This is a genomic window from uncultured Eubacterium sp. (assembly GCF_934295145.1).
Classification (GTDB): domain Bacteria; phylum Bacillota; class Clostridia; order Lachnospirales; family Lachnospiraceae; genus Eubacterium_I.
The window spans coordinates 41526-51063 of record NZ_CAKRAS010000015.1; the positions used below are offsets into that span (position 1 = coordinate 41526).

Annotated in this window: 10 protein-coding genes; 9 read left to right on the top strand and 1 reads right to left on the bottom strand. The window is 40.2% G+C overall.

The annotated features are described in order from the left end of the window. Nucleotides 1-74: 74 nt before the first annotated feature. From Q0I54_RS04670 to Q0I54_RS04710, 9 genes are all read left to right on the top strand, one after another. A complete protein-coding gene (locus Q0I54_RS04670) occupies nt 75-449 on the top strand; it encodes a hypothetical protein (protein WP_296116852.1) in 375 nt (124 codons plus the stop codon). A gap of 25 nt (nt 450-474) precedes the next feature. Next, nucleotides 475-789 carry a hypothetical protein gene (locus Q0I54_RS04675; protein WP_296116854.1) on the top strand — a complete coding sequence of 105 codons (315 nt, stop codon included), beginning with the start codon at nt 475-477 and terminating at the stop codon, nt 787-789. 11 nt (nt 790-800) lie between these two features. After that, nucleotides 801-1253 (top strand): hypothetical protein, encoded by a 453-nt coding sequence (locus tag Q0I54_RS04680; RefSeq protein ID WP_296116856.1) that lies wholly within the window; start codon nt 801-803, stop codon nt 1251-1253. Between the two features lie 15 nt (nt 1254-1268). Beyond that, nucleotides 1269-3230, top strand: coding sequence for a ThiF family adenylyltransferase (locus Q0I54_RS04685; RefSeq protein WP_296116858.1), 1962 nt, complete (start codon nt 1269-1271; stop codon nt 3228-3230). An 80-nt stretch (nt 3231-3310) separates the two neighbouring features. After that, the gene (locus Q0I54_RS04690; protein WP_215726341.1) at nt 3311-3652 is read left to right on the top strand and encodes a hypothetical protein; all 342 of its coding nucleotides are present in this window, start codon (nt 3311-3313) and stop codon (nt 3650-3652) included. Beyond that, nucleotides 3639-4985: an AAA family ATPase gene (locus tag Q0I54_RS04695; RefSeq protein WP_296116862.1), complete on the top strand. Its 1347-nt coding sequence runs from the start codon at nt 3639-3641 to the stop codon at nt 4983-4985. Before Q0I54_RS04690 ends, Q0I54_RS04695 begins: the two co-directional genes overlap by 14 nt. Before the next feature lie 945 nt (nt 4986-5930). Then, the gene (locus Q0I54_RS04700) at nt 5931-6107 is read left to right on the top strand and encodes a hypothetical protein (RefSeq protein ID WP_296116865.1); all 177 of its coding nucleotides are present in this window, start codon (nt 5931-5933) and stop codon (nt 6105-6107) included. Between the two features lie 11 nt (nt 6108-6118). Further along, on the top strand, nt 6119-6478 hold the full coding sequence (locus Q0I54_RS04705) for a hypothetical protein (protein WP_296116867.1): 360 nt from the start codon (nt 6119-6121) through the stop codon (nt 6476-6478). 72 nt (nt 6479-6550) lie between these two features. After that, on the top strand, nt 6551-7444 hold the full coding sequence (locus Q0I54_RS04710; protein WP_296116870.1) for a hypothetical protein: 894 nt from the start codon (nt 6551-6553) through the stop codon (nt 7442-7444). Nucleotides 7445-7563: 119 nt separating this feature from the next. Here Q0I54_RS04710 and Q0I54_RS04715 read toward each other — a convergent pair whose 3' ends face one another. Further along, complete coding sequence (locus tag Q0I54_RS04715) at nt 7564-9063, bottom strand: sigma-54-dependent Fis family transcriptional regulator (protein ID WP_296116872.1); 1500 nt, start codon at nt 9061-9063, stop codon at nt 7564-7566. Nucleotides 9064-9538: the final 475 nt, after the last annotated feature.

Below are 9538 nucleotides of genomic sequence, written 5' to 3' on the forward strand. Positions count from 1 at the left end.
AACTTTTTGAAATAACGGTTCCATATCAATAGTGAAGAGGAAATGAACCTAAAGAAAAAAGGAGAGACAAAATTATGAAGAAGATGAAAGCAAAACATAATGAAAAAGACCGTATCGTATGTGTATCATTACCGGGAAAACAGAGTTTCTATTATCAGCCAGTCGGAACAAAGGAGCGTTTGTGGCTTTTCGACACAGATTTCTCAGGATCTGTTTTTATATTTTTCCGTCAGAATGGCAGGTGTCTGGAAGAAAGGGGGTTCAGCCTGACTTGCAGAGAATTGTATAAGATTGGTTATGGCAAAAACAAAAAAATTAATAGGATACTTGATCGTATTCCGGCTCAGGCGGATTATGTGCTCCGCGAATATGTGAATGATATACAGACACCTTGCATTAAGGCAGTTCGACTTTGCGGGAAAAATGATGATTATGACCGCGTAGCTTAGCCACAGAAAAAAGGAGGAAAAATCAATGAATATGATCAGAACCGAAAATGAGAAGAATTATGGACAGCTTGAAGCGCAGGCAGAAGGAAATGCGGACGTTGAAGCATTTGTATTCCAAAATGGTGAAATAGTACCTCTTGGGCAGACACAGAATTCTGTTGCTCCGGTCATCAAGACGGCTGCTGAACCGAATTTTGGTCAGTTGGAAGATCAGGCTAATGGGTTAGCAGATGTTGAGGCTTTTGTATTTCGGAATGGTGAGGTGGTGCCCGCATATCAGGCGGAGAACTCCAATACACCTGTGATTAATACAGCTCCAGAGAAAAACTATGTACGATAGGAGGAAGAGCTATGTACTGGTATGAAAAAGAGAATGGTGCACTGTTGAGATTTGAAAAAGATGCATTTTTAAAGTTTATGCGAGAATATAATCATCCGGATATGAAGATGATGTTTAGCTATGACAACCAACATAGATTTTGTGTAGATGTAAGACTGCCGGTTAAACCAGCACCAGATGAACGTTGGAGAACCTTTGTATTCCACATTGTGTATGAACATGATCATCCGGGAAGAGATGCGGATGGACTTTTTGGTGGATCGATTAAGGTTTATCCTATGACAAAGTTAAAGCCGGGATTTCATCATTTAATATCTGATTCGAGGATGGGACTTCCTTATATATGTCAGGTGAAAACTACGGATTCTGCCTCGGTGAATGGTTATACGGCTATGACAAGAGTGCTTCGCTGGATTGACGTATATTGTGTATGGGAGAAAACAGGGGTAGATCGAGATAAATAATGGAGGTGTTTGCAAATGTTATGGTGTAAAGAAAAATATCATGTTTATATTACTCGCAATACATATAGAGGCATGCTGCTCGAAGCGGGCAGGCATCCAGGCAAGGAGAGCATTATCCAGATGCCCGGTATCCGTATTGGCAACGATTTTTACTTTGATGTGGTAGCGGATAGTGGAATAAATGCTACCTACACACCGACCATGTGCGAAAAGGATCATATGTATGCAGACCATCTGGCTACCAGGATTTCAGAATATTATGATTTTTCGAACGGTCAGTTGACGGTATCACAGGTTCACAGGCATCCAGATGGCTGCTTACGTTTCAGTCAGGGTGATCATCCGGCAAATATCAAGCTGGCGCGCCAGTTTGGCGGTGTTGTCAATGGACTCATTTTTATTGATCCAAAGTTCAGAATTAAATTCTGGTACATTGATGAGAACGGAGTTGAGACGGAAGCAGAGTATGAAATTAATGATAGAGCAGTATGGGCAGCGATGCCGCGTATCAATTTGACCAGACTCAGAGAAACCGTTGAGCGTAATGAGGCGAAATGTGCGGAATTCAGAAAAAAAGAATACAGACACGAGAGAACAGGTGAAACAAAAGGATTCATCCGTTCAAAATTATCAGGTCTGTTAAAAAGTCATTTAGAGGAGGAAGAGCATATGTACAGCAAAGTAGAAAGAGCACAACAGACAGTGATGCTGCAGGAAGAAACGACTGCAAATAGTGCCGGTTTTGTGGATAATACGGGAGAAGAAGATACATCTGCGGAAAGCTTTATCGATTTTGAAAAAATGCAGGAAGCCCTCAGACCATACACGATTCTGATGCCGGAGGAGTATAGAAAAGAGCGCTATGAAGGTGAACTTATGGGTTATTATCATCCAGAGACTAAAACTTATAATATTACGCCGCAGAAACTTCAAAGTGTCAGAACGGATGCAGCAGTATTAGGTGTGGCAAGCCGAAAGGAGCGGTTGGAAAGCGGAACAGACAATACCAGCGATCAGAGTGATCTGTCTGTTGTCTGGAACGATGATCAGGCAGAAATATCCATCAGAGATAATGAGACTGCGGAGATCCACATCGATTATTACTCCTGCCAACAGGATATTTTTTCCAGAAATCAGGGGATTATAGAAAAGGACAGTATGGCAGTCAGACAGGCCATTATTTCAGGTATTGGATCAGGAGGCTTTAAGGTAGGCCTGGAACTGGTCAGAGCGGGAATTGGCTCTCTGATTGTGGCAGACAATGATATTATTGCTTATCACAATGTTTGCAGACATGAGTGTGGCATCCATGATGTTGGAAAATATAAAGTGGACTGTTTCAGAGAAAGAGCTGCGGATATCAATCCAAACTGCAAGGTTTATACATTCAGAGATTTGATCCAACATGTAGATCCGGCTGAACTTGATAAATTAATCTGGAAAAATTCTATTATCCTTTGCTGTGCGGATAACCGCCATTGTGGATATGTCTGCAATGAACTGGCTGATAAATATCATATTCCTATGATTGACGCAGGTTGTGGTCCAAGGGCAAGTACGGGGGAAATTTTTTATTATAAACCGGATGCCGGAATGGCATGTTATACCTGTGCGTATGGGGAAGATAAAGGTGTAGATTACAGTAATCAGGCAGTGCGCAGACGATTTTATGCAACGGAAAGAGAATTGGAAAAACTCCATTTCCAGCCGGGGATGTATTTAGATATCCAGCTTACAGCAATTTTTGAGGCAAAACTGGCCATTGATCTTCTTATGGAGAAAGAGGAAGGTTATGAACCGAAGTTACTTCCATATATCAACCAGGTTACAGTGTTACTGAATTATCCGATGGATCAGGACATCAATCCGTATATGCATTTGTTTGGTCTGGAAGGAGAACGCAGACCTTTGACCTGGAAGTCAGGTACAGCACAAAGGAATGAATTCTGTGGCAATTGTGGGAAAAAGGTTTCTTAAGAAAGTTTTTGGTGTGAGTTGCAGGATAATGAAAGAAAAAGGAAAGCTTTTTAAATGCTTAAAAACAGGAGGTATCACATATGAGTTATGTGTTAATCAATGGCAAGCGATATTATAAAGATGACCGGACAGGAGAAACTACGAGAGATAATGTTTCACAGGCAGTGGCAGATCAAAGAGCCCGGAAAAATCAGCAGATGGCGGGTAGAAGCAGTGCAGCAGTCAACCGCAACCGTACAGCGCATGCCAGAACTCGACGGAAAGCTGTTATTGTCTGCATTGTGATCGCAATGTTTATCGCAGCATTTTTTTATAAATATTCCCATACTTCTTCAGAGGAACAGGCAGCAGGAAAATATATGAATGCAGAGCAGACACAGGAGATTATAACAGGAGGGGAGATAAGCTATGAGATATTCTGAGAAAGATTATATTGCAATTGGTTTCGATGGCGACCGGACAAATATTACACCAGTTATTTTGATGAACGGTAACAGTGGATTAAAGAAAGTGCTTCATGGTATCAGTGCTAAGAAAAATATGGAAATTTATCATGTCAATTTTGCTGATAAAATTTGTATTGAGGAAGGACGAGTCAGCTTACCGCAGGATATACCGTTCATTGATTTGATCATTAAGTTCAAGCCGGAAGAGGATTGTGGCACAGTCACGATCTGCAATACGGATCAGGTATGGAGTTATAATGTGAAAGAAAAAGCAGAAGCAACGGATGCAATTGAAAATCCTGAAGAATGCATGTTACATGAAGAAAAAGTCCCCGAGGAGGCATTTCTTATTCAGAAAAAAGAGATCGTAGATAAAGATAAGGTACGTGAACTTGAACAGAAAAAACAGACAAATATCATATGGCCGGATGAGTTGGCGGCAGAACTGATGCATGATATTTATGGTCAGGATGAAGCTATAAAAAAGATCAGTGAGCTGATCGCAGCAAATCTGCGAAGAAAGCAGCCGGAGGTTGAGGTTATTGTTCTTTTTGGCCCGACGGGAGTTGGAAAAACAGAAGTTGGTAAAGCACTTCCGAGAGCTTTGGAAAAGCTTACCGGTCAGACTTACGGTTTTCACCAGATTGCACTCAACGAATTTATAGGTGAGCATTCGGTCAACAGGTTTTTTGGCTCTCCGCCTTCTTATGTCGGCTATAAAGATCCTACTGTGTTCGAACCAGTGCGTTCCAACCCATACCAGGTTTATTTAATGGATGAGATTGAGAAAGCTACAGACCGCATATATACTGGTCTGATGGAATGTTTTTCAAGTGGCATTGTTCATATGGCAGACAATTCACAGGATATTGATCTGAGTCATGTAATATTTGTTATTACCAGTAATATTCCGGTAGATATGAAAGCTTATGAGGAGGCGTCTGCGTTTCGAAAGAAAGAAATATGCAGGAATACGCTTGCGAAGGCATGTGGGCATCCGGAAATTGCCGGAAAAATCACAAACTGTCTGGCTTTTCGTGAACTGCCTGTAGATGCGCTTACTGATATTGTCAGCAAATTTGTCATAGAAGAACTGAAAAACTACGAAATGGAATTAGAACATATGGATGAGCGACTTATGGTTCAACTGAAGGAGCAACACAGTAATTATGGTGCCAGGGGTGTTAAAGATGCTGTAAGAGAAGCAATTACTACGGCAACGGTATACGACCGAAACATAGGCAGATACTCGGGCAAAAGAGTTATATTATCAGGAGACATAGATGATATCAGGATAACAATTGTGTGATATAAATACAGATATAGAGAAATAAGAAACTATTAAACAAAAAGGAGCTGAGCAAAATGAACGAAAACAATGAATATAAGATTGCATATAAAAAATTAGTATGATGGAGATATTATACAGATTAAGACAATATATAAATATTTTTCAAAATTAAATTAGGAAGAAAGCAGCAGAAACGCTCAGCGAGGGTGCACATTGTCTGGGAGACAATGGTTTTGCGCCGACCGAAACGAAGTGTAGAGTGCAGTGATTCTGAGAAGAATATGTCAGCTTTCACTGACCAGAATTACGACCAAGTCTCACGTGCGTTCGACTTGAATGAGCGAAAACAGACAAAAATGGCTTAAAAAGTACGTCGATCTCAGAACGCGATTTTCAGAAATTAGAAAAATGTCCGCAAATCCAGTAACTGTGCGGGTTGTAGAGATTTTGTCTCAAAATAGGTTGACGTACTTTTAGATGGAAAAATAATTGATTTTAGAAAAAATAGGGAGTATGATAAAGAAAACAGCTGATAAATGCTGTGGTTGAACATTACCTAAGAGGGATTGAAACGTTCTCTCATAAGAACATCTCCATAAAGTTTAAGTTGTATATTGCCTAAGAGGAATTGACACACTTAATGTAACTTGCCATGCTAATGGACTTCCTTTCGTTGTACATTGCCTAAGAGGAATTGAAAAAGTAAATATAAGAATGACCAAGAGACCAGTAGCATATAGTCTGTCTGGTTTCCTGAAAGCGTAAGAATCGTACTCCCGAATTTTCGGGAGTATTTTTTTGCAATTTTTTCTGATTATGTGGAAACTTTTTGAAATACCGGTTCCATATCAATAGTGAAGAGGAAATGAATCTAAAGAAAAAAGGAGAGACAAAATTATGAAGAAGATGAAAGCGGGACTAATGTAGCCGTTAATAGCTGTACTGATATGAGGAAAGGAGTTCATGATGAGATTTATAATTTTATTATTTGCGATATTTGTAATCTGTTGTATATTTCCGGCCTTTGCAGCTTTGCTTGGAAACGGGCTGATTGCGCTGGCACCGGTTGCAAAAGCGTTTATGCCATGTCTCATTATAATTGTGGGACTTTATATACTGATTAAAAGTGTTTTGAAGTAAGGAGAGAGGCAATGTTTGTTAATTTTTCCAATCATCCAAGTAGTTTATGGAGTGAGAAACAGCGAAAAGAAGCTGAAAAATATGGTGAAATAGTTGATCTGAAATTTCCGTCAGTGAATCCGGATGATTCCAGAGATGATCTTATAAGACTGGCAGAATGCTATATCCAGCAGATATTAAAATTCAAACCGCAGTGTGTTATGTGCCAGGGTGAAATGGGACTGGTATATCATGTCGTAAGGAAATTAAAAGAAGAAGACATAAAGGTTGTGGCAGCATGTAGTCACAGAATGGTCGAGGAAACAATAGATGCAGATAATAATTCGGTGAAGTCATCGAAGTTTGTATTTATTCAGTTCAGGGAATATTAAAAAGTAACCGTTGATAAAACGAACGTCCACTTTACTGAGCGTATATTCACCACAGAAAGAGGAGAAAAAACAATGCAAATGAAAAAGATCGATAATCCAAAAGAAAAAATATTAGTTGAAATTTCAAACAGTCTGCAGGAAGCATTTAATATCCTTGGAGAGTATCAGTTTGAAGTTCCACCATGTCCGGTTGTTTATACGGGGGATGATAGAGAATATATGGTAAAGCTGAATCGGGAATGGTATTACGAATATCCATATCCAAAAGTAGGTGAAGCAGTTGGAAAATTACTGATAGAACATGTTTCGCCGGATTTTTTGTCCCAGGGCAGTATCTATAATTTCCATGAACTGATTGGCGATTATTATCTGTCGGAAGGAAATGCAAAATTTGCACTGGCCATGTATGATTTTGCATATCATACGATTGTTCCGAGCAATTATGCTGACTTAAAACGACGGAATTTACAGTTGAAAATGGCAGATATTCTGTATACAAAGATGGAAGGCAGACAGGAAGACGCACTACAGATTTTAAAAAAGGTGTATGAAGAAGTGAAACAGGAAATGCCTTCTGGTTCCTGTCCGATATTGCATCTGCAATATACGGCAGCATTGCTGGCAGAAGTTCTTGAAACAACAGAAAAGGGACGGGGATATGAGTTTTTAAGCAGCGAACGTTTTGTTTTTGAGTCGAAGCAACCGTCATTTTATCTGTTCTGTATCGAACTTGAGCTTGCCGCTAAATTTCAGGAATACGAAGATCTGTGTATGTATTTCCTGAAAATGGCGCAGAAACACAGGGAACTTTTATCGGGACTTACATTGCTGAATGGAAAATATGATCAATGGTTATGCAGTGGGACGGAGAGAGAAATCATAAATTCAGAGGAGCTTCGAACAAGACTGGAAAAGTGTCGTGAAAATCTGCTAGTTTTAGTATTAAGCAGGATAAACTTACAATAAACAATCGTTTTAATGTCCAGTATTGGTGTATGAAACGAAAATGTGGTATTTTACCTTCGCGGCTAACAATCGCCTGCTTAGGAAAAATACCACATTTTCTTTAGTTGCGTTTTCTGACTTTATTCCGTAATATTATATTTTCTTAATTTATAATACAGCGATGACCGGTCGATATTCAGCAGCCGAGCCGCCTTTGCCTTGTTTCCGTTAGTCTGTAACAGTGCCTGAATAATAGCTTCCTTTTCTGTATTCTGTATCTTACGGGACAGATCATTCCAGGACAGTTCACTGGTCTGAGAGGAGGCACTGACTGGTGCTTTTGGCTGTGCAGCTGAAATATCCGGTACTGCCGACAATGGTGTCTGTAAATCGGATGGAGATAAAGCAGCAGCGGAAGCATCCGGATTTGTGTGGATAGTCTGCTGAACCAGTTCCTGCAGGAAACCACAGCTTTTCATTGTGATGGTACGGTTGTTGTTGATGGTGCACAGGCGTTCCACAATGTGTTCCAGTTCCCGGACATTTCCAGGCCAGTCATAGGACTGGAAGAGCTGAAGGACATCGGTATCAATGGAAATGACATGCGTATCATGTTCTGCATTGTATTTTTGAATGAAATAATCCGTCAGTTCAGCAATATCTTTTTTGCGATTTCGAAGTGGCGGAATTTTTAATTCTACCGTATTAATGCGGTAATAGAGGTCGCTTCGGAAGCGTTTTGCCTGAATTAGCTGTTGCAGATTCTGGTTTGTACAGCAGATGATTCTTACATTGACCTTGATCGTATTGATACCGCCGATCCGTTCAAACTCCTGTTCCTGAAGGACGCGCAGCAATTTGCTCTGGAGTGTCTGTGGCATTTCACCGATTTCATCCAACAGAATGGTGCCATGGTTTGCTAGTTCGAATTTACCGGGTTTCCCGTTTTTGGAAGCACCGGAAAAAGCGCCTGGTTCGTATCCGAACAATTCTGATTCCAGCAGTTCGGTAGGAATAGCGGCACAGTTGATTTTTATATAAGGATAAAATTTTCGGGGGCTCATTTCGTGAATGGCTTTTGCAAATAATTCTTTTCCGACACCGGTTTCTCCTGTAATCAGGATTGGCAGATCTGATGCAGCATAATCCGAAATGGTCTGTTTGATCTCAAGTAGAGCAGGAGAGTGACCGATGATGCGGTTCAGGCTGTCAAAATGATTCTGCAACATATTTAATTCATGCCGGTAAAATTCGTTTTCTTTGCGGACAGCAGAGAGTTCACGATTCAGTTGTGTGACTGTGGGAAGGACATCCTGTATGATTGTTACGGCAGCAGCGCCAATGACCTGACCGTTTTGAAAAATCGGCATGCGATTGCAGGCAACCGTCACATTTTTCTTCTGGGAATGGTCATAAAGTGTCATCAGGTGTCCGATGTCCGGTTTGCCGGATTTCAATACTTCGACCATGCGGGTCTTGGGAATCACATCGGTGACAGGCTGTCCGATGGCCTGTTCCCGCGGAATACCAAGGAGACTGGCATAGGATTCATTCAGATAAACAATGGTTGCATTTTTATCTATAATTACAAAATTTGGAAAAGTTTCCAATGCATCTAATAATAATCTTGAAAGTTTCATTTAAAATCCTCTTTTTGCTAGTGGGAAAGGTTAAATGCAAGAATGCCTTTGGTATCCTTGCTGCGAGATGCAAGTCATGCAATGCATGACATATTCTTCAGAATCAGTATGACACATATGTGTGGAAAATGCAAATAAAACGTAGAAAAGTGTAGGAAAAATAAACACATATAGACACTGATTGTGTTAAAAAATAAACAGTGTTTTTGCGCAAACCGCATAAGTCAAGGCTTTTAAAAGTTGGCACGATTATTGCAGTGTATTAGGTAACCTCTTGGAAACCTAAGCGATTCAGCGGGCTTTTTTTAAGCTCAAATGGGGGTTTGGGTATTATATTTAAGTCGAGCGCATGAATGCAGGACGTAATTCTGAGAGACGATCATGAAACTATAATAACTATGGAGGAAAAGTAAAAAATGGATTTCGGATTAAGTAAGAAACACGAAATGGCAAGAAGCCTTTTCAAAGAATTCGC